Origin of the sequence: Bacillus sp. MRMR6, assembly GCF_001940785.1 — a bacterium.
In the GTDB taxonomy this organism is placed as follows: Bacteria; Bacillota; Bacilli; order Bacillales; family Cytobacillaceae; genus Neobacillus.
Window position 1 is genome coordinate 16,179 of record NZ_MSLS01000025.1, and the last position, 19,199, is coordinate 35,377.

The 19,199-nt window shown below is 40.6% G+C and carries 16 protein-coding genes and 1 pseudogene; 15 read left to right on the forward strand and 2 right to left on the reverse strand.

Features of this window, described 5'->3' with window-relative positions:
* The first annotated feature begins 98 nt into the window (after positions 1 to 98).
* The 13 genes and pseudogenes from BTR25_RS19260 to BTR25_RS19320 all read left to right on the forward strand — a co-directional run bounded on the left by BTR25_RS19260 (position 99) and on the right by BTR25_RS19320 (position 14,879).
* Complete coding sequence (locus BTR25_RS19260) at positions 99 to 1,193, forward strand: glycoside hydrolase family 88/105 protein (RefSeq protein WP_075689655.1); 1,095 nt, start codon at positions 99 to 101, stop codon at positions 1,191 to 1,193.
* Between the two features lie 58 nt (positions 1,194 to 1,251).
* Positions 1,252 to 1,893 (forward strand): YesL family protein, encoded by a 642-nt coding sequence (locus BTR25_RS19265; protein WP_075689656.1) that lies wholly within the window; start codon positions 1,252 to 1,254, stop codon positions 1,891 to 1,893.
* A 55-nt stretch (positions 1,894 to 1,948) separates the two neighbouring features.
* On the forward strand, positions 1,949 to 2,266 hold the full coding sequence (locus tag BTR25_RS19270; RefSeq protein ID WP_075689657.1) for a cupin domain-containing protein: 318 nt from the start codon (positions 1,949 to 1,951) through the stop codon (positions 2,264 to 2,266).
* 286 nt (positions 2,267 to 2,552) lie between these two features.
* Positions 2,553 to 3,233, forward strand: a pseudogene (locus BTR25_RS28775) (flavin-containing monooxygenase); the annotation flags it as partial.
* Between the two features lie 1,047 nt (positions 3,234 to 4,280).
* Positions 4,281 to 5,159, forward strand: coding sequence for an alpha/beta hydrolase (locus BTR25_RS28780; protein ID WP_483295272.1), 879 nt, complete (start codon positions 4,281 to 4,283; stop codon positions 5,157 to 5,159).
* A 233-nt stretch (positions 5,160 to 5,392) separates the two neighbouring features.
* Positions 5,393 to 7,195: a cache domain-containing sensor histidine kinase gene (locus BTR25_RS19285; RefSeq protein ID WP_083652471.1), complete on the forward strand. Its 1,803-nt coding sequence runs from the start codon at positions 5,393 to 5,395 to the stop codon at positions 7,193 to 7,195.
* 1 nt (position 7,196) lies between these two features.
* Entirely contained in the window at positions 7,197 to 7,904 is a 708-nt protein-coding gene (locus tag BTR25_RS19290; RefSeq protein WP_075689660.1) for a response regulator transcription factor, read from the forward strand.
* 93 nt (positions 7,905 to 7,997) lie between these two features.
* Positions 7,998 to 9,293 (forward strand): ABC transporter substrate-binding protein, encoded by a 1,296-nt coding sequence (locus BTR25_RS19295; RefSeq protein WP_368483004.1) that lies wholly within the window; start codon positions 7,998 to 8,000, stop codon positions 9,291 to 9,293.
* 51 nt (positions 9,294 to 9,344) lie between these two features.
* Positions 9,345 to 10,046, forward strand: coding sequence for a hypothetical protein (locus BTR25_RS19300; RefSeq protein WP_083652474.1), 702 nt, complete (start codon positions 9,345 to 9,347; stop codon positions 10,044 to 10,046).
* 14 nt (positions 10,047 to 10,060) lie between these two features.
* Entirely contained in the window at positions 10,061 to 10,996 is a 936-nt protein-coding gene (locus BTR25_RS19305; RefSeq protein ID WP_483295271.1) for a carbohydrate ABC transporter permease, read from the forward strand.
* Positions 10,986 to 11,822, forward strand: a complete 837-nt coding sequence (locus BTR25_RS19310) for a carbohydrate ABC transporter permease (RefSeq protein WP_075689661.1) — start codon at positions 10,986 to 10,988, stop codon at positions 11,820 to 11,822. Before BTR25_RS19305 ends, BTR25_RS19310 begins: the two co-directional genes overlap by 11 nt.
* Positions 11,823 to 11,855: 33 nt before the next feature.
* Positions 11,856 to 13,196, forward strand: a complete 1,341-nt coding sequence (locus BTR25_RS19315; protein ID WP_075689662.1) for an FAD-dependent oxidoreductase — start codon at positions 11,856 to 11,858, stop codon at positions 13,194 to 13,196.
* 33 nt (positions 13,197 to 13,229) lie between these two features.
* Positions 13,230 to 14,879: a DUF4127 family protein gene (locus BTR25_RS19320; RefSeq protein WP_075689663.1), complete on the forward strand. Its 1,650-nt coding sequence runs from the start codon at positions 13,230 to 13,232 to the stop codon at positions 14,877 to 14,879.
* A 66-nt stretch (positions 14,880 to 14,945) separates the two neighbouring features.
* Here the strand turns inward: BTR25_RS19320 and BTR25_RS19325 are convergent, their stop codons facing one another.
* Positions 14,946 to 16,160, reverse strand: a complete 1,215-nt coding sequence (locus BTR25_RS19325) for an amidohydrolase family protein (RefSeq protein WP_075689664.1) — start codon at positions 16,158 to 16,160, stop codon at positions 14,946 to 14,948.
* 6 nt (positions 16,161 to 16,166) lie between these two features.
* Complete coding sequence (locus BTR25_RS19330; RefSeq protein WP_139311289.1) at positions 16,167 to 17,255, reverse strand: hypothetical protein; 1,089 nt, start codon at positions 17,253 to 17,255, stop codon at positions 16,167 to 16,169.
* A gap of 218 nt (positions 17,256 to 17,473) precedes the next feature.
* Here BTR25_RS19330 and BTR25_RS19335 point away from each other — a divergent pair, with 218 nt between their 5' ends.
* A complete protein-coding gene (locus tag BTR25_RS19335) occupies positions 17,474 to 17,788 on the forward strand; it encodes a hypothetical protein (RefSeq protein WP_075689666.1) in 315 nt (104 codons plus the stop codon).
* 309 nt (positions 17,789 to 18,097) lie between these two features.
* Positions 18,098 to 19,129 (forward strand): hypothetical protein, encoded by a 1,032-nt coding sequence (locus BTR25_RS19340; protein ID WP_075689667.1) that lies wholly within the window; start codon positions 18,098 to 18,100, stop codon positions 19,127 to 19,129.
* Positions 19,130 to 19,199: the final 70 nt, after the last annotated feature.

The following is a 19,199-nucleotide window of genomic DNA, read 5'->3' on the forward strand; positions in this document are numbered from 1 at the left end:
GAGATAAACGAGCTATGTTCTAGAATGACAGACCATTCGGGGCTGACCAAATAGTTGGCGCAGCTTACAAAAAATGTGGCTGAAAGGATGATTATGTAATGGGGGATAAAGTAAAAGTAACAACGCCAATATATTGGGCAGAGAAACTGTGCGATACGATCATGACTAAATTTACACCAGAGGAACTGCCGCCAGCAAGTGCATGGCATTATCATCAGGGCGTTTTCCTTTGTGGAATGATGCGTGTATGGGAGAAAACAAAGAAGGATCAGTATTTTCAATATGCGAAACAATATGTCGATAATTTAATTGACGAACACGGGAACTTTTATTTTAGAAGAGATGAACTGGATTCCATCCAGGCAGGACTATTATTGTTTCCACTGTATCAAGAAACTGGTGAAGCCAAGTATAAAATTGTGGCTGAAAAGCTTCGACATTTATATAACACGATTAATAAGACGAGTGAAGGCGGATTTTGGCACAAGGATAAATATCCATATCAAATGTGGTTAGATGGCTTATATATGGGCGGACCATTTGCTTTACATTACGCAAATGAATGTAACGAGTCAGAACTTGTGGATATGGTCGTTCAACAGGAAGCATTAATGAGAAAGCATACGAAGGATGAGAAAACTGGACTTTATTATCATGGCTGGGATGAGAAAGGTGAAACACCTTGGGCAAAGCAGGCTACTAACACTGCACCTGAATTTTGGGGACGGGCACTTGGCTGGTATGGACTTGCGGTTATTGACATGATTGACTTGCTGCCCGAAGACCATCCAAAACGCTTAGAATGGATTGGAGTGATTCAAGATCTCGTTGTATCATTGACAAAGTTTCAAGACGAGAAATCAGGTCTTTGGTATCAGGTTGTAGACAAAGGCTCACATGAAGGAAATTGGCTTGAATCTTCTGCTTCCAGTTTGTTTCTATATACTATCGCTAAAGCAGTAAATAATCAGTATGTGGACGTTGAATTTGCTGAAGTCGTTAAAAAAGGATTTCAAGGATTAATCGATAATAAAATAGAAGAAACCGACCAATCGGTTGTCATTAAAGATATTTGTATCGGTACTTCCATAGGTGTATTTGACTACTATATCAACCGGGAGCGCAGTGAAAATGATTTACATGGAGCAGGAGCGTTTATTCTAGCATGCATGGAAATAGAAAAGCTATTTTAATAGACAACTGGAGGGTGGACAGTTTTGTTCATCCTTCTGTTTTAAGGAGGGCACAGTAATGAAATTAGGAGGTTTGTCAGGTAGATTTTTTCTAATTAGTGAATGGATTTCTAGATTTGCCTATGTGAATTTCCTTTGGCTTGTTTTTTCGTTAGCTGGTTTAGTTGTCTTTGGGTTTATGCCAGCTACAGTTTCGCTTTTTGCGATTACCCGCAAATGGGTTTTGGGACAAACCGAGTTTCCCATCTTTCAGACCTTTTGGAAAACCTTTCGCAAGGAGTTCATAAAATCTAACATTCTCGGACTCCTTTTATTTTTATGTGGCTATATCCTATATGTTGACTTAGCCTTCATACCTGCGGAGGGTTTGTTGTTAGTATTGCTGCGTTTTAGTGTTCTCGCAGTAGGTTTCTTCTTTATCATTATTTTGCTTTACATTTTTCCGGTATATGTACAATATGACTGGAAAACTCTTAAATATATAAAATATGCTTTGGTATTAGGTGCATCGTATCCACATTTTACGTTTGGAATGATGATCGGAATGTTTATTTTATACTTACTTCTATCCATTCTTCCTGGGGTTATTCCATTCTTTAGTGTTAGTCTTCTCGCGTATTTCGTGATGTATGTTTCTTACCAGGTATTTACGAAGGCGGAAAGCTTGGTCGTAAAAGGTGAGGCGAAATCATATTCCTGATGTGAAAATCTTCAGGAGATAAAAGCTTTGATATCTAAAAAGGGGAGAGGGAGTTATGGGGAAAATTAATGAATGGGAAAATGCGGAGCCTGGTGTTAGGCGTAAAATATTTACTCCAGGTGAAGGACTGATGATGATGGAGGTTCACTTTGAAAAAGGGGCAGAAGGTTATGAGCATAGTCATGTTCATGAACAAATGAGTTACTGCTTAAAAGGAAAAATTGCATTTCGAATAGATGGGAAAGAAACGGTGATCACACAAGGAGAGACAATTTATATTCCGAGTAATGCCAGGCATGGTGTAACAGCACTTGTCGAGTCTGTACTTTTAGATACATTTACACCTGTTAGAAGGGACTTAATAGGAGAATAGATAGAAAGGCTTTAAAGAGCAAAGCTCCTTAAAGCCTTTTTAACTGGATTATTAAGAGAGAATTAAAAAAATCATAGAAAACACAAACCATAAAAAGGAATTATATTCCTGTTGGTAGAATATAATTGTAAACGCTTACAAGATAAACGTAAGGACGAAGGAGGACGAAGGGACGGTTCTACTGACACGACAATTTCATTTATATTGAACCAAACTACATAGAGGAAGTTAGGTGAGCAGGAGAACCGTCCCCCTGTCTAATTTTATTTAAAGGAGGCTTTTGAGAATGACATTAAATCAACAAAACGTTCAGGTGTTTGATGCGGTTGTGGTGGGGGCTGGTTTCTCTGGATTGTACATGCTTCATAAATTACGTGAGGCGGGTTATTCCGTACGTGTTTTTGAAGCAGGGGAGGATGTCGGAGGTACCTGGTATTGGAACCGCTATCCGGGTGCACGCTGTGACATTGAAAGTATCTACTATAATTATACTTTTTCAAAGGAAATCTTGAACGAATGGACCTGGTCTTCAAGATATGCGGAGCAGCCGGAAATATTAAGCTACATCAACTTTGTAGCGGATAAACTAGATTTACGAAGGAATATCCAGTTTCAGACACGAGTAACCGCTGCCCACTACAACGAGCAAAACCGCAACTGGGAAATTCGCTTGGAAGATGGTACACCAGTGATCGCAGAGTACTTTATCAACGCAATCGGGTGTCTTTCTTCTTCTAACATACCAAACTTTAAAGGGTTAGACAGCTTCAAGGGCGAAGTGTTTCACACTGGAAGATGGCCTCATGAAAAAGTGGATTTCACAGGAAAGCGAGTAGGGGTGATTGGAACCGGATCAAGCGGCATTCAAGCGATCCCAGTGATTGCCAAAGAAGCCGGGCACCTTACCGTGTTTCAGCGGACACCACAGTATAGCTGTCCAGCAAAAAATCACCCAATTGTATCTGAGATGATTAGTCAGACAAGGGAAAATTACGATGAAATCAAACAGTTAATGCGTTATAGCATGCACGGGGTACCATCCGCACCTCGGATGCGGTCGGCACTAGAGGATTCTCCTGAAGAACGAGAGCATCTTTATGAAAAGGCGTGGCAGGAGGGCGGTTTATTTGCGATGGCCTACAACTATAATGACATCGGCCTGCTTCCTGAATCAAATGAAACCGCAGCATCCTTTATCCGCAGCAAGATTAAACAAATTGTCCAAGACCCCGAAGTCGCAGCTAAGCTAATGCCTACCTATTACTACGCGACCAAACGACCAATCATCGATACCGACTACTTTGAGACCTATAACAGAGCGAATGTCTCACTTGTGGACTTGAAGGAAGAATCGATTGTGGAACTTACTCCAAATGGGATCAAGACGACAAATGCTGAGCATGAGTGTGATGTCCTCGTATTTGCAACCGGCTTTGACGCGATGACAGGTCCTTTATTTAAAATTGATATCCGCGGCAAGAATGATGTGTCGCTCAAGGAAAAGTGGGCGGACGGTGCTGAGTTAAAGACGTATCTTGGACTTGCCACTTCCGGTTTTCCAAACATGTTTATGCTAACCGGACCTCAAAGTCCTTCTGTGCTCAGTAACATGATGGTATCCATTGAACAGCACGTTGAATGGGTAGCCGATTGTATCGATTATCTGCGTGAACATCAGCTCGAGGCGTTTGAGGCAACTGCTGAAGCGGAAGAATTCTGGAGCCAGCAATGCCAGGGAATTGCTGACATGTCGCTCTTGACCAAGACTGATTCTTGGTATATGGGTGCTAATATTGAAGGCAAGCCGCGTGGTTTCCTTGCCTTTGCAGGGGGAGTAGGGCTTTATCGGTTAATTTGTGATGACGTGGTGTCAAGGGGTTATGAAGGGTTTACTTCCGTATTATCACCAAGCGGTACGGATGAAAGTTTAGTGAAGGAAGGATTCTTCAAAGAGAATATCGATCCGCAGGCATGGTTTATTTTAAAACAATTAGAATCTTTAGGTGCACCGCCGATGGAGCAACTTACACCTGAGATGGCGAGAATGGCTGCCGATTTCCGGCTGCTTGCAGGAGTCCCAGAGCAAGTAGCGAAGGTAGAAAATAGAATGATTCCAGTCGACGGTGGGGAAATCCCTGTTCGGATTTACACGCCAGAGGGTGAAGGTCCATTCCCAGCTTTAGTTTACTATCATGGAGGAGGCTGGGTCATTGGAAATCTGGATACCGTTGATGTACCTTGCCGGATGTTAGCAAATCGAGCGGGCTGTGTCGTGGTATCGGTTGACTACAGGTTAGCACCAGAACACAAATTCCCGACAGCCATTGAGGATTCGTATGCTGCAGTGAAATGGGTGGCTGAAAATGCTTCATTGATTGGGGTTGATGCTGAACGTATTGCGGTTGGCGGTGACAGTGCGGGTGGCAACCTTGCTGCGGTTGTGTGTTTGATGGCAAGAGAGCAGGGAGGACCTTCTCTAGCGTATCAAATGCTGATTTATCCAGTAACCAATCACGCATATGACACAGCGTCTTATCGGGAGAATGCAGAAGGTTACTTTTTAACGAAGAATACGATGGAATGGTTCTGGAACCATTATCTGCGAGATGAGCAGGACGGGAAAAATCCATATGCTTCGCCATTATTGGCCGAGGATGTATGCGGGCTTCCGCCAGCATTGGTGATCACGGCAGGTTTTGACCCGCTGCGTGATGAAGGGGAAGCCTATGCAGAACGCTTGAAAGCCGCAGGTGTACCTGTTGAAGCGACGCGCTATTCCGGAATGATTCACGGATTCTTCTGGATGCCGGGAGTACTAATGCAGGCACATGTCGCGATTAACCAAGCAGCCAATGCCCTAAAGCAGGCGTTTCATGCTGTGAAAACGATATAGATAGAATATGAGTTTTGGGGGTCTAACTCAAAAGCCGTTTCCAATCGGAAACGGTTTTTCGGCTTGTAAAACAAAGGGACGGTTCTCATGCTTCCTTCGGTAACCGAAGGAAGCAGAAGAACCGTCCCTTTGCTTCTACCTTTGCTTCTATAAATATTACTTTCTGTAAAAGGATTACCGATAAAAACGTAGAAAGCTATATTATCATTAATTCTAAGGGGAAAATAAATAATATGAAGAATTTTGATCAAATCTTGAAAAAATTTCTGCTCTCCCTCCCTTATCGTGCGAAATTAATCCTAGTTTTTTCATTACTCATCCTGCTCACAGCTATGATTCTAGGAACCGTTACCTATTATCAATTTTCAAAATCAAGTCAGGAAAGAACTGAAAAATACCAAATCCAATTGGCTGATCAAATCAATCAAAATTTAAATCGTTACTTAAAAGAGATGCAGATTATTTCCTTGTCGCCGTTATATGACCAGGAAATATTGGATATTTTAATATCTCATCGAGAACAGCGAGAGGATACCTCTTTTCCGCCAGCAGCAGAAAGAGTTCCAATGTGGAGATATATTTCAAGTCTAATCCATATGAGAAACGAGATTAGAGGCATTCATATTATGGCAAATGACGGAACGATTTTTAGTAATTTAGATTCAAACACAGTTCTATTAAAGGTTTTCGAAACAGATAATGAATGGATTAAGCAAATAAGGAAAGCGGATGGGGAGTGGGTTCTTTTGCCACTTCATCGGCCGAATTATTATTTAGATAAAAACACCTCAGTATTTTCAGTCGCCAGGCTCATTCGCGACACTTCTACATATGAGCCACTGGGCATCATCAAAATTGATTTAAAACAAGAGTTAATAAAAGATATAGTCAGTAACCCTGATGAGAAGAGTCAGATTTTTATCCTTGATGAAAATAACGAATTTATTTACCCAAATAAGGAGGAAAAAATGATTGAGTCTTCCTTTCTAACAGATATCGAAAACATTAAAGTACGCAACTATACCAGCATTCCAATTAATGGAACGGACTATATGATGGTGTATAAGCAGTCATCCTATTCTGGAGTGAAAACGATCATGCTAACGCCACGTCAAAGTGTCTTTAGTGAGGTGAATCATCTGCGGAAGGTTATGTTTTTGATTGTGTTCATAGGCATCCTCATCTCATTTTTATTAGGATTCTTATTGTCTAAACCACTAGTAGGATCGATTCATAAGCTTAGAGAAGCCATGGTGAAGGTAGAAAAAGGGAACTTTGCAGAGCGGGTTACCATCAATTCCAATGATGAACTCGGCGAGCTAGGCAAAGGGTTTAACCATATGATCAATGAAATTGAGCGACTAGTCACAGAGGTGTACAAGACCAGTTTACGGGAAAAGGAAGCGGAGATCAGGGCACTGCAAAGTCAGATGAACCCGCACTTCCTCTATAACACTTTGGAATCTATCAATATGTTAGCGATCACAAAAGGGAATTTTGAGATATCTGACATGGTGGCATCTCTTGGTAAATTGCTCAGGTATACCATCGACAATTCTGCAAAAATCGTCACCCTTAAGGATGAGTTATCATTTATTCGTTCATACGTGGCCATACAAAGGGTACGGATTGGAGAGCAACTTCGATATCATGAAGAGGTCGAAAGGACACTACAGGATGTGCTTATTCCTAAACTGGTACTGCAGCCTCTCGTGGAGAACGCTATTGTTCACGGAAACCTCAATGAGGGGGGCCATATCTGGATTAAGGCTTGTTCAAAGGACAAGCAAGTAATAATCACTATCAGAGATAATGGGCAAGGTATAACCCCACAACAATTAACAAAGCTTAATAGTTTGATAGAAAAACAAAAAACAATATCATCAGAAAAACACAATGGAATGGCCTTATCAAATGTTCACGAGCGACTGCAACTGTTATATGGAAAGGAATCTGGGCTTACCATTGACGGGGAAGAACAACAGGGGTTTTTCGTTAAGCTGACTTTACCACTTCAAAGACAGGGAGAAGAGTAGAATGAAAGAAATATTAGTAGTGGAGGATGAAGCGATCATTCGCCAAGGGTTAAAGGTTTTATTGGAACAAGTAATCGGCGGATACCAAGTGACCGAAGCAAAAAGCGGTGAAGAGGGAATTGCGTTATTCCACCAACGAATTCCTCATTTAATTATTACCGATATACGAATGGGTGGAATGAATGGTCTTACTTTTATATCAAAAGTAAGACAGGTTTCGGAGAGCATCCCCGTCATCATCTTAAGTGGTCATAGTGATTTCGAATACGCACGAACAGCGATGCGGTATAGTATTACAGATTATCTGTTAAAACCAATCAATCGAGTCGAGTTGTCGGAAACCATTTCAAATATTTTTAAGGAGGAAGAAAAAGAAAAAGCTGTTACATCCGTTCAATTTCAAAAAATCCTCAAATATATCGATGATCACTTAAGTCATGAAATTACATTAAAGCATATCGCTGATTATGTTTATTTAAATCCTCAGTATATTGGACAACTTTTTAAAACGGAGTTAAATCAAACCTATACTGAATACATAACCGCTGAACGCTTGAAACGAGCAAAGCAATTATTAAAAAGTACTAGTTTAAAAGTGTATGAGGTTGCCCAGCTGTCTGGTTATAAAAGTCCTAAGCACTTTATGACCGTCTTCAAGCAAGAGGTAGGAAAAACACCTGTACAATACAGAAAAAGTCATAATATTTAAATTTCCTATGATTAACGAACTATATCTCTTTTTTGAGGGATATTTTTAATAGGATATTCCCCCTAAAATGATAAACAAAGGGAGGTAGTAGAAATGATAAAAAAGCTTGGACTCATTTTTTTAACGATTCTAATGATAACGTTTTCAGCAGCGTGTAGTAATGATGCTAATACGGATGCTAAGGACAGTGATTCAAAAGACAAAGGCTCTAAGGATGAACCGGTAGAGTTAACGTTTATGATGTGGGGAAGTGAGGCACATCAAGAAGTCTACAACAAACTAATCGTAAAATTTAATGAAACGCATCCAAACATTAAGGTAAAGATGGAAAGTGTACCCTTTCCGGATTACCAGCAGAAAATAACGGTGTTAGCAGCTGGACGAGAGCTTCCAGATGTTGGCTGGGTAGCTGAGCGGATGGTTCCTCAATTTATGGAGAATGGACTATTAGAAGATGTTTCTTCCTTTCAAGACGATAAAGAGTATAACATGGATGACTTTTTCCCATCGACTTTAGATCTGTTTAAGAAGGATAACAAATTATATGGAATTCCTTTTTCCACACCGCCGATGGTTATGTTCTATAACAAAGATGTATTTGTGAAGGCTGGAGAAAAGACACCCAACGAACATGTAGCAGCCGGAACATGGAATTGGGAGCAGTTTGAGAAGTCTGCTAAGGCCATTTCTTCCGATGGCGTTTATGGTGCAAACTTCTTCCGTGATTGGAATACGTGGATTGCCTTACTCTCACATACATGGAGTAACGGCGGAGATTTATTTAATAAAGACCAAAGCAAGTTCACATGGAATAGCCCAGAAGGTGTTGAAACATTAGAGATGCTTCAGCGCATGATGTTTACCGATTCCTCTCATCCAAAAGCAGGTGAACAAGTAAGCTTTGATTCTGGGAAAATTGGTATGTTCTTTGATGTATACAGCTACGTCTCAGCGGCTCGGAATGTAAAAGACTTTGCGTGGGATATTGCACCACTACCAGAAGGATCAGAAGGTCGATTCCCAATGTTGGGTCAGGCTGGATATGGATTATTCAAAGGATCAAAACATCCTGAAGAGGCAAAGGAACTATTGAAGTTTTTTACAAGTCAAGTGGGGATCACGGAAACATCAACGTTCTTCGTACCACCTCGTGAGTCTGTATTAAGCTCTGATCAGTTCGTTAACCAGCCAAATAATCCACCAGCGGAAAGCATCAAACGCGCCGTCCTTGATGAAATGGATAATGCACGCCTGCAGGCTGGTCACATTTCGTGGCAAAAAATAGATACGGCCATCCAATTCGGCTTTGATGAGTTGTTTGGTCAACTGAAGGAACCAGAAGAGATTTTAAAAGGAATGGAAGAAAAGATTAATCCAATATTGAAATAAGAAGAGATGCGGTTAACCTGTATTAGGCTTAACCGCATAGCTTTTACAGGGGTGAAAACTTTGACTTCTTCATTAACGGAAATGATTCGAAATAAGAAAATGACACTAATTGTGAGTTTACCGGAAAATCGGCTGGATTTAGCAAAGGCTGCTATTCGTGCTGGTGTAGATGCAGTAAAGCTGCATGTCAATGTAGAACATAGAGCATCCAGAACTAGTTTTGGTTCAGTAGAGGCGTACAAGGATGTTTTTCGCAACATTAGGAATGAATTTTCTGGACCGCTTGGAATTGTTCCAGGCGGGACATTTGAAGATATAAACCAAGCGGAAATGCAGCAACTAATTGATCTTGGCTTCACTTATTATTCTATTTATGCACATCATCAACCAAGCTGGATGCTGGGGTTAGAAAAAATCGAAAAAACGTTTGCTATCTCAAGCGACTACGAAATTGCCAGTATCGGCAAGGTTCAACATCTTGGCGTGTCAGCATTAGAGGCTTCGATCGTACGAAGTGAAGAATATGGAACACCTCTAACCTTTATGGATGTACTTGCCTATAATCGACTTGTTCAAAATGTGGATATTCCTGTTCTAGTCCCTTCGCAACGAAAACTTGTACCTAGTGACATTCCCATATTAGTAAGAGCTGGGGTAAAAGCTGTCATGCTCGGGGCAGTAGTCATTGGTCATACCGAAGCTAGTATACAAACTCAGGTCCAATTGTTTAGAGAGAAGATCGATTCATTGTAAAGGGGGTAGAAGAGTTGGGATCAAATATCGAGACAACGAAACAACTACCCTTGAATAGGGGCCACCGGAGAAAGAAATTCATTGGAAGCGAAGCATTTTATGGGTATTTATTTGTAAGTCCAATGGTCCTCGGATTCCTTCTTATCATGTTATTTCCATTAATCTACTCGATTTATATGAGTTTAACAGATTGGCAGCTGCTAGGTGATCCTAATTTTATTGGGACCGAAAACTATAAACGGTTAGTGAATGACCCGGACTTTTGGGTGGTCCTGAAAAATACATTAATCTTTTCAGCAGGACTAGTGCCAATCAACATTTTTATTGCCTTATTATTAGCTTTGTTGCTCCAGAGGAACCTGCCTGGAATGGGCTTATTTCGAACAGCCATCTTTATTCCGGTTATGACGTCGATTGTCGTTTGGTCGATTATTTGGAAATATATGTTTGGGACGGAAGAGGGCTTTATCAATCAGGTGCTAGCTGCGATTGGCATTGACGGCCCAGCCTGGCTATATGATCCTGATTTGGCTATGGGAGCAGTCATTGTCGTCAGTGCCTTAAAGAACGTCGGCCTAAACATGGTTTTGTTTTTAGCAGCACTTCAACAGGTTGACCGAAATCTTTACGAAGCTTCTCATTTGGATGGGGCAAACAAGCTAAAGCAATTTTGGCATGTGACCCTGCCGATGATTACTCCTACTGTCTTTTTGACCTTAATATTAACCATTATTGGATCTATGAAGGTGTTTGGACAAATCTATGTGATGACAAACGGTGGTCCTGGTAATCATACGAAGGTATTAGTTTACTATATTTGGGAAAATGCATTTAGGCTATTTGATTTTGGGTATGCATCGGCAATTGCAATTGTATTATTTGTCATTATTTTAATCTTTACGATCATTCAATGGGYTGCTAGAAAAAGGTGGGTGTTTCATGAAGAATAAAAAGAAAAATGGAATCTTTACGAAAATAACATTTTACGGAGTACTGACACTTATTTCGTTCATCATGATTGTCCCGTTTCTCTGGATGATCAATACGTCATTTAAGGATTCTACGAAAATATTTGTGTTCCAGTTTATCCCACAGCCGTTTAAATGGGAGAACTATTTAAAGGTATTAGAATCCACACCGTTTCACCTTTTTTATTTTAATAGCTTCTATATTGCGGTGCTAGTAACTGCCGGAACGATCTTTTTGGGGTCATTGGCAGGTTACGCATTTGCGAAGCTAAAATTTAAGGGAAGTTCGATCCTATTTCTTTGTTTATTAAGCACAATGATGATTCCTGTTGAAGTCATCACCATTCCGCTTTTTTTGTTTATGAGGGATTTACATTTAATCAACACACATGTTCCATTAATAGCCATCCCTCTATTAGGGCCGGCCGGTGTTTTTGGCGTATTTGTTATGAGGCAGTTTTTCCTATTGGTACCGAAGGAGTTGGAGGAAGCGGCCAAATTAGATGGCTGCTCGTATTTCCGAATTTATTGGAACATCATGCTGCCATTAGCAAAACCAGCCATTGCTACTCTTACGATCTTTACCTTTTTAACAAGCTGGAATGAATTCTATGAACCACTTATTTATATCAACTCGAAAGAATTAATGACGTTACCATTGGCCTTGGCGCTGTTCACAGACGAAGTGGGGACGAAATGGGAGCTTCTTATGAGTGCGTCAGTTATGGCAACCGTTCCGTTATTAATTGTCTTCTTCTTTGCACAGAAGCAATTTATTGAAGGGGTGGCTATGACCGGAGGAAAGTAGTTTGGTTTAAATACAAAAAAGGATGTGTCTATTTTGAAAAAAGAACTAGATTTTGATGTCGTCGTAGCAGGGGGAGGCCCTGCCGGAATCAATGCAGCGATTGCTTCAGGTAGATCAGGGGCAAAAACACTTCTTATTGAAAGATATGGTTTTTTAGGGGGGATGTCCACAGTAGCCCTAGTTTATCCGTGGATGACCTTTCACACTGACTCAGGAAAACAAGTCATAAAAGGCATTGCACAAGAAATTGTCGAGCGGTTAATGGCACAAGGCGGTTCACCTGGTCATTTACGAGATACAGTCGGTTTTACTAACACGCTAACACCGTATCATCCAGAAAAATATAAGCTTTTAGCTTTAGATATGCTAGAAGAGGCAGGCGTGGAAGTACTTGTTCATAGTTTTGTCGACCAGGTTGAAGTAGAGGGTAATCATATTATGTCAATCAATTTAACCACGAAATCTGGTCCGATTCGAGTCGCTGCGAAGCGGTTTGTTGATACGACAGGGGATGCTGATCTTGCTTACCTATCGGGTGCTCCGTGTTTACAGGGGAGGGATCAGGATCAGAAAACACAGCCGATGACAATGAAGTTCAGAATGAGGGGGGTGGACCTCTCGAAGGTAAAGGAAGAGATGAAGGCAAACCCTAGTAATTTTTATAAAAAGACTCCAATTGGCGAGTTGGACCAGATTCCATTAACAGGCGTTCAGGGATTTTATAAGGAATGGAGCGAATCAGGTGTTCCAATCAACCGGGACCAAGTTCTCTTTTTTGCAGGCCCTGAAGAAGATGAGGTTTTAGTCAATTGTACCCGGGTTCAAGGCCTAGATGGGACCGATGTCTACGACTTAACAAAAGGGGAAAGAGAAGGCAGAAAGCAAGTAATGATGATGGCAGAATTCCTCCAGAAGAAGGTCCCAGGCTTTGAAAAAGCTTCGATCTCAGTCGTAGGAACACAAATTGGAATTCGTGAAACCAGAAGAATCGATGGTCACTATGCCCTTACGATTCAAGATGTGGTAGCTGGCAGGAAGTTCGACGACACCATTGCACTCAGCGGCTATCCAGTTGATATCCATGATCCGACGGGAAAAGGTGTTCAAGCAAATGACATCGAGGGAGACGGAAGCTATGGAATTCCATACAGATGTCTCATACCTAAACAAATAGAAAATCTACTAGTAGCAGGGAGGTGTATTTCCACCACCCACGAAGCATTAGCGACTACAAGATTAACCCCTAGTGCGATGGCGACAGGGCAAGCGGCCGGTACAGCAGCAGCCCTTTCCATTGCAAATCAAGTCGCACCAAAAGACCTTGATGTCAAGAAGCTTCAGGCAATTTTAGTAGAAAATGGTGTTGTCATTTAATGGGTGCCTGTCACCTACATAAGGAGGAAGCGTATGAAACATTTGAAAAGGATCTTTTCTTTAAGTCTGGCTGTATTACTATTATTTAGTTCAGCAGGCATGATTCAGGCAAAAGAGGAAAAGCAGCCATTGGCAACGTTCTTAATGGTTCCACTCGATGATCGACCTGCTAATCTATACTTTCCGAAGCAGGTAGGTGCATCTGCGGGGGTAGAGGTCATTTCACCGCCAGCAGAGATGATTGGAAAATTCACAGAACCAGGAAATGGCAAAGAAATTAGTAAGTGGCTCCTAGAAAATGGCGATCGAGTCGACGGATTTGTGATTTCTACAAGTATGCTTGCGTACGGAGGATTAGTCGCATCCCGTACAGGTGTAAAGTCACTAGAGGATGCAACGGCAGATATTCAAGTGATCAAACAGTTAAAAGATCGGTATCCTGATAAGCCGGTATATGTTTACGATACGATCCAACGATTAGCTGTAACAGCTATTAGTGATGAATACTTAAAGTACTATTCACAAATTAGTGAGTGGGCAATTTTATATGATAAGGTCGTCAACCTTGGTATGCCAGGACAAGAGAGACTAGCTGAACTTGAGTCGATCATTCCTTCAGCTGTTTTGCAAGATTATAAGAATGCGAGAGCAAGGAATCACACGGTAAATAACCTGATGATTGACTGGGTGGACCAAGGCTACATTGATTACTTGATTTTGGCACAAGATGATGCTGCTCCATATGGACTTCATCGTGCAGAGAGAGAGCTCTTACTAGAAAAGGTAAACGGTCTTGGAGTGGAAGAGCAAGTCGCAGTCTTCCCTGGTGCCGATGAAGTGGATGTTGTATTGGTATCTAGGTTTGTTAATCACCTATTCAACACATCACCAAAGTTTTTCATAGAATATGGAGGAATTCACGGGAACGACTGGATTGCTCCGTTTGAAGACACCACCTTTGATTACAATGTGAAAAAGCATATAGTAGCTGCAGGTGGTTCGGTTGTAGAGAACGAAGCAGAGGCTGACATCCATCTTCTATTAAATACTCCTTCTGAAAGTGGAACACCAAGGTCTGAAGATATTACTGAGCTCGTTACAAGAACGAATGAACTAATTACAAGTGGAAAACATGTCGCCATTGGGGACGTTTTAATTGTAAACAAGGCAGATGAAGTATTTGTGACGCAACTAGCTAATACAGTTGATTTAACCAAAATTTTAGCCTATAGCGGTTGGAATACAGCTGGGAATGCACTGGGTATTACGGTCGGTCATGCAGCAGCCCGATACACATTCTTAGATCAGGAATCAGGTTTTGGTGTACCTTTATACGAACAAGCTGCAGAATCTCATTATGAGTTTTTACTGCATCGCTTTGCCAAAGACCAAGGGTATAAAAATGTCGTTCACCCGGCAGCAAGAACCTATATCCAACAGATTGGTGCAAGTGAGTGGAACCTAGGTGACAAATACGAGCTAGTTAATCGCTTTGTAGAGGATAAATTAACTGCTGAAACAGAAAAATGGTATCAATATTTTGAAGGCAAGGAAGTATACATTGGCTCTAGAGGGAAACGGAACTTCTACAAAACGATTTCATCATTAGAAGCGGTTCAAGTCAAACTACCATGGCCCCGAATTTTCGAAGCAGAACTAGAACCAGAAATAAAACTACAATAGTAAGCATAGGGACGGTTCTCCTGATTCCTTCGGTAACCGAAGGAAACAGAAGAACCGTCCCCATGCTTATCTTCGTTCAATTACTTTTTTTCCTTTGTAGTAGACGTTTTTTATTTTGGTGGTGTCTGTGATTTCTAGGCCGGGTATTCCTTCGGTTACTAGGAAGTTTGCTTCTAGGCCGGCTTCTAGCCGTCCGAAGCGGTGATCTTTTCCTAGTAGCTTTGCAGGATTGTTTGTTAGTAAGGATAGAATCTGGTTTTCGTTGTAATGATGTTTCTTTAATAGCTGCATGGCTGGCTGTGCGATAAGCATTAAGACATCTGGGCCCTTTAATGTTTGGTCATTAAATGGCAGCCACGCAGTTCCTTGATAGGGAGGAAGATAGGAGTCCGTTGAGATTGATACAGGAATATCCTTTTCCACCAATTTAAGAATTTCTTCTGGAGAGTTCGGCTTTAGATGTGTTCCTCCCATTGGTGTGGCTACGATTTTAACTTCCTGTTTTCTAGCCTTTTCTATTAGTTCATCAGTCATACCATGTGCATGGTGAAGGACATCGACTCCTGCCTCTAAGGCCATTTTGATTCCTTCTTCTCCTGCTACGTGGGCACCCATTTTCTTCCCTAATCGATGATAGATTTTGATAATCTGATGCAGCTCTTCTACCGTGTATACAATTTCTCCTGCCCGCGGTACTTCTTTTTCAGTGAAGTTTGCTGGTGTAGCATTGATAAAAACATTCTCACCCGGATAATCGCTTTCCACAGCAATCATTTCCACTAGCATAGGGTCCGTTAAATCGTATTGAGTCACTCCGCGTGATTGTGTGATGGCCGTAAAGTGAGCCAATTTTTCGAAGCCGATAGAAATACTAGTTGTGGCAAAAGAAACATCAAGCGGGAGGTCCTGAACCGCTTTTTGATAATCCTCTTTAGAAAAGTTACAAAGAGGATGACCGCAGATTTGTTCTCCAAGTGCCGTAATCCCTGATGATAATGCCTGAAAGAGAATCGCTTTTCCTGCCGCAAAGTGGGTTTCAGGTGTAACGGGATAGAGAGAGGTAGGAGCAAATTCTAGCAAATGAGTATGACAATCGACTAATGAAGGTGTAATAACATAACGTGAACAATCAATCACATCGAGATTAGGGAATTTCTTTTTCAATTTCTCCCAGTTTCCGAGCTCGGCAATTTTCCCATTCTCAACAACTATTGCACCATTTTGCAAAGTTCCTAAGTGACTAACTGTCACGATTCTCTTTCCTCGAATCAAATAATTCATTCTTCATCACACCAAAAATGGAGTTAAAAAGTACCCCAATACACATGCCGTAATAAGTCGAAGAATCATTCCAATAATCGCAGCTTCTAATGTTTCCCGTTCATTTAGATTAGATGTCTCGGCCCAGGTGACAGGCACCTGACCAAAGATGACCGACAATGGCAAACCAGAGTTGGCTAATACAAATGAGCCGACAATTAAACGTGGATCGATTGTGCTCGCGAGATCTGCAAGCTGTGCAACTGCAAGTGTGGGAGCCGCTAAGATGGACACAATTCCGGTAGCTGGTTCAATGCTCAAGAAGGTAAGGATAGTCGCTAAGCTAGATTCAATGAAACCCCAAATGCCGATGAATTTAAGTGCTCCTATAAAGAAAAATACGGCGGCTACGGCTGGAATAATAATTAAAAACAGCAGTTCCACGCCTTCTTTAGCGGATGAGAAAATGGTTTGCAAAAATTTAGTAGTCGGAGTAAAACGTGGCAATTCATCTAGTTCCACTTTCTTTGTATCCCGGTAAATTGTTCTTGATAAAATAAACGGTACAACAATGATGGGCACAAAAATCGAAAGGATTACTAGTGGAAAGGCATGAATGCTGAATGCGGATAGTGCAATGATTCCTAACACAAATGTTGCAAATGATTGTGGGGATTGGATCATAGTTGCTACAGCAATTTTTTGTTCTGCTTTGGTAGCATTTGCTTTAACAAGAATCGGTCCAGAAATCTTCCCCGCAGCATTAATGTCGCCAAGGATATTATAGACACTTGGAATGATGACCGCTGGATTGATCTTGAACCACTTCATGATGGGAACAAAGAGTCGAATTAACCCATCCGTAAAACCTAAACGCTCCAAGAGACGCCCAACGATAACGCTTACTATAATGGCGATTCCAACTTCACTTGTCAGAAAAATATCGACAACAATCGGTTTTACTTCTTTAATGATTGTATCAAACAAGGTAGAAAGTGAGTTTGGAGCGAATAAAAGCAAAATCAATGAACCGAAAACTAACAATATGCCAATCACTTCAAAAGGCTGCCATTTAGATCTTGAGGATTTTGAAACCGATGTTTGTTCCTTCTCCATAAAACGACCACCTGACATTTTTATTTACTATATGATTGGGCGGAAAATGTGTGCAACATAGGGATGGTTCTCATGCTTGATTAGCTAATTGAAGAAAAACCTCTCCTTTGTTTTTCATATGTTAAAATTAAAACAAAATTGTAAAAGAATGTACTGGAAATTACCTGGATGATTGTTGAATAAGAATAAAGAAACATGAGAAAAAGGAGTGATAAGATATGATGGGTTTGATTAATCTTGGAAGCCTTGTGTTTGGTCTAATAGCTTGGATCCTTCCTGTTGTTAATCTTACGAGAAATAATAAGTATGAGGATAGGAATTGGGTTCTTCTTGCGGTAATAAGCACTAGTAGTTGTGCGATTTCACTATGTTTCCAGATTTTCTATAACAATTATTTAGTAAAGATGGAAGATTGGTCTGCCCTTAAGGACACAACAGGTGCTCTGGTAAACATTGCAGCATTACTTCTCTTCGTTACCATCCTACTAAATGTACTTACTCTAATTGTTTATCGTAATAGAACAGAAAATTAAGATATCACAGATAAACCCTTAGGGAAATAGTGGGCACTGCAAAACTATTAAAATCCCTTTTTTACAAAACAAAACGATTTCATAAAGGGTTACGAGAAATCAAGCAGGAAGAAAAAAGCAGGATGTATTCATAAATAGGAAAGGAAAAGGATGGAATTCAAACATTGCATTTTCATTTCAATATACGAAGGAATCAGGAGAACCGTCCCTGTGCTCCCCCCAATAGGAATATATTTAGATAGGTGTATATTTGTACGCCTGTTCTTTTTATAATGGATGTAATATGAATTAGAAAAGGTGGTGTCCCACATGTCACTGAGACATAAATCAATAGAAGAGTTACTCGATTTAGAGGAAGAGTATCGTATGGCACATGTGGAAGAGAGGGATGGGGCGGTTCATATGTTAATCGACTTGTATGAAACGCTTTACAAAAGAATTTCAAGAGATGAGATTAATGAATATCGTTTTAGTTTAGAGAAGATTAAAAGTCACTTGATTTCGTATTTGGTTCAGTATGGCACCTATTTAAAAAACGTATACCAGAAAGACGATATGGCTGCCGGCCATTGTTTAAAGAAAGCAATTCAATACGAACGCGATCTTCCCATCGTCCACTACCGGTTAGGATTTCTTGATTATAAAAAGGAAAACTATTATTCAGCACTTTTAAACTTTAAAAATGCTATAAACTACCAGAAGAAAGCGACAAGCACTGAATATCGAATGAATGATCAGCAACTGTACAATTGTCATTTGTTCCTAGCTAATTGTGGGCTTTTTATTGCCCAACAGGCTCAGGAAGACTTAGAAAAGTTAGATCTTCAAGTAGACATGAACGCTGTTTCAAATTATCAAATGTCTCCTTATCTTCAATTAATAAAAGAAAATGAAGGATACTTAGATAGACATGCATATCAAATCCTTTCAATCAGTGGTAGTCGTTATGCTAGCATAGAAGAGTGTGATCGTCAGCTTGAGGTAGAGAACACCGTCATTCTTGATTTTACGGGTCGGCAAGATTTGCTCATTTTTAATGGCAGAGAGACTCGTATAACAAAAAATCAAAGTGAACTGCTGCAATACCTGCTGACCAATACCGATGAGGAACATCCGGCCACCATCCATGATGTTTTTGATTTGTTTGCGAGAGAGAATGAAAATGCAGAGATCCCGAGAAATACATATACGCAAAAAGTAACCAGACTTAAGGCAAAGCTTGTTCAATCTGGTATTAATGATAACATTATTGAAAATAAAATGGGATATCGTGAGACGGCTTATTACTACAACCATAAACTTCCTTACTTGATTATGCTTCGAATAGATGAAGCGATATAATTTAAGCCGATGACAGGTGTGTCATCGCCCTTTTGATATAACAGGTATATAAACAAAAGGGAGATGATAC

Excerpts from the sequence above, each read along its gene's own strand:
- BTR25_RS19290 (WP_075689660.1), top strand. The coding sequence starts at position 7,197 with ATGAAAGAAATATTAGTAGTGGAGGATGAAGCGATCATTCGCCAAGGG.
- BTR25_RS19325 (WP_075689664.1), bottom strand. The coding sequence starts at position 16,160 with ATGAATTATTTGATTCGAGGAAAGAGAATCGTGACAGTTAGTCACTTA.
- BTR25_RS28780 (WP_483295272.1), top strand. The coding sequence starts at position 4,281 with ATGGAGCAACTTACACCTGAGATGGCGAGAATGGCTGCCGATTTCCGG.
- BTR25_RS19330 (WP_139311289.1), bottom strand. The coding sequence starts at position 17,255 with ATGGAGAAGGAACAAACATCGGTTTCAAAATCCTCAAGATCTAAATGG.
- BTR25_RS19265 (WP_075689656.1), top strand. The coding sequence starts at position 1,252 with ATGAAATTAGGAGGTTTGTCAGGTAGATTTTTTCTAATTAGTGAATGG.
- BTR25_RS19310 (WP_075689661.1), top strand. The coding sequence starts at position 10,986 with ATGAAGAATAAAAAGAAAAATGGAATCTTTACGAAAATAACATTTTAC.
- BTR25_RS19295 (WP_368483004.1), top strand. The coding sequence starts at position 7,998 with ATGATAAAAAAGCTTGGACTCATTTTTTTAACGATTCTAATGATAACG.
- BTR25_RS19340 (WP_075689667.1), top strand. The coding sequence starts at position 18,098 with ATGTCACTGAGACATAAATCAATAGAAGAGTTACTCGATTTAGAGGAA.
- BTR25_RS19320 (WP_075689663.1), top strand. The coding sequence starts at position 13,230 with ATGAAACATTTGAAAAGGATCTTTTCTTTAAGTCTGGCTGTATTACTA.
- BTR25_RS19260 (WP_075689655.1), top strand. The coding sequence starts at position 99 with ATGGGGGATAAAGTAAAAGTAACAACGCCAATATATTGGGCAGAGAAA.
- BTR25_RS19285 (WP_083652471.1), top strand. The coding sequence starts at position 5,393 with ATGAAGAATTTTGATCAAATCTTGAAAAAATTTCTGCTCTCCCTCCCT.
- BTR25_RS19335 (WP_075689666.1), top strand. The coding sequence starts at position 17,474 with ATGATGGGTTTGATTAATCTTGGAAGCCTTGTGTTTGGTCTAATAGCT.
- BTR25_RS19270 (WP_075689657.1), top strand. The coding sequence starts at position 1,949 with ATGGGGAAAATTAATGAATGGGAAAATGCGGAGCCTGGTGTTAGGCGT.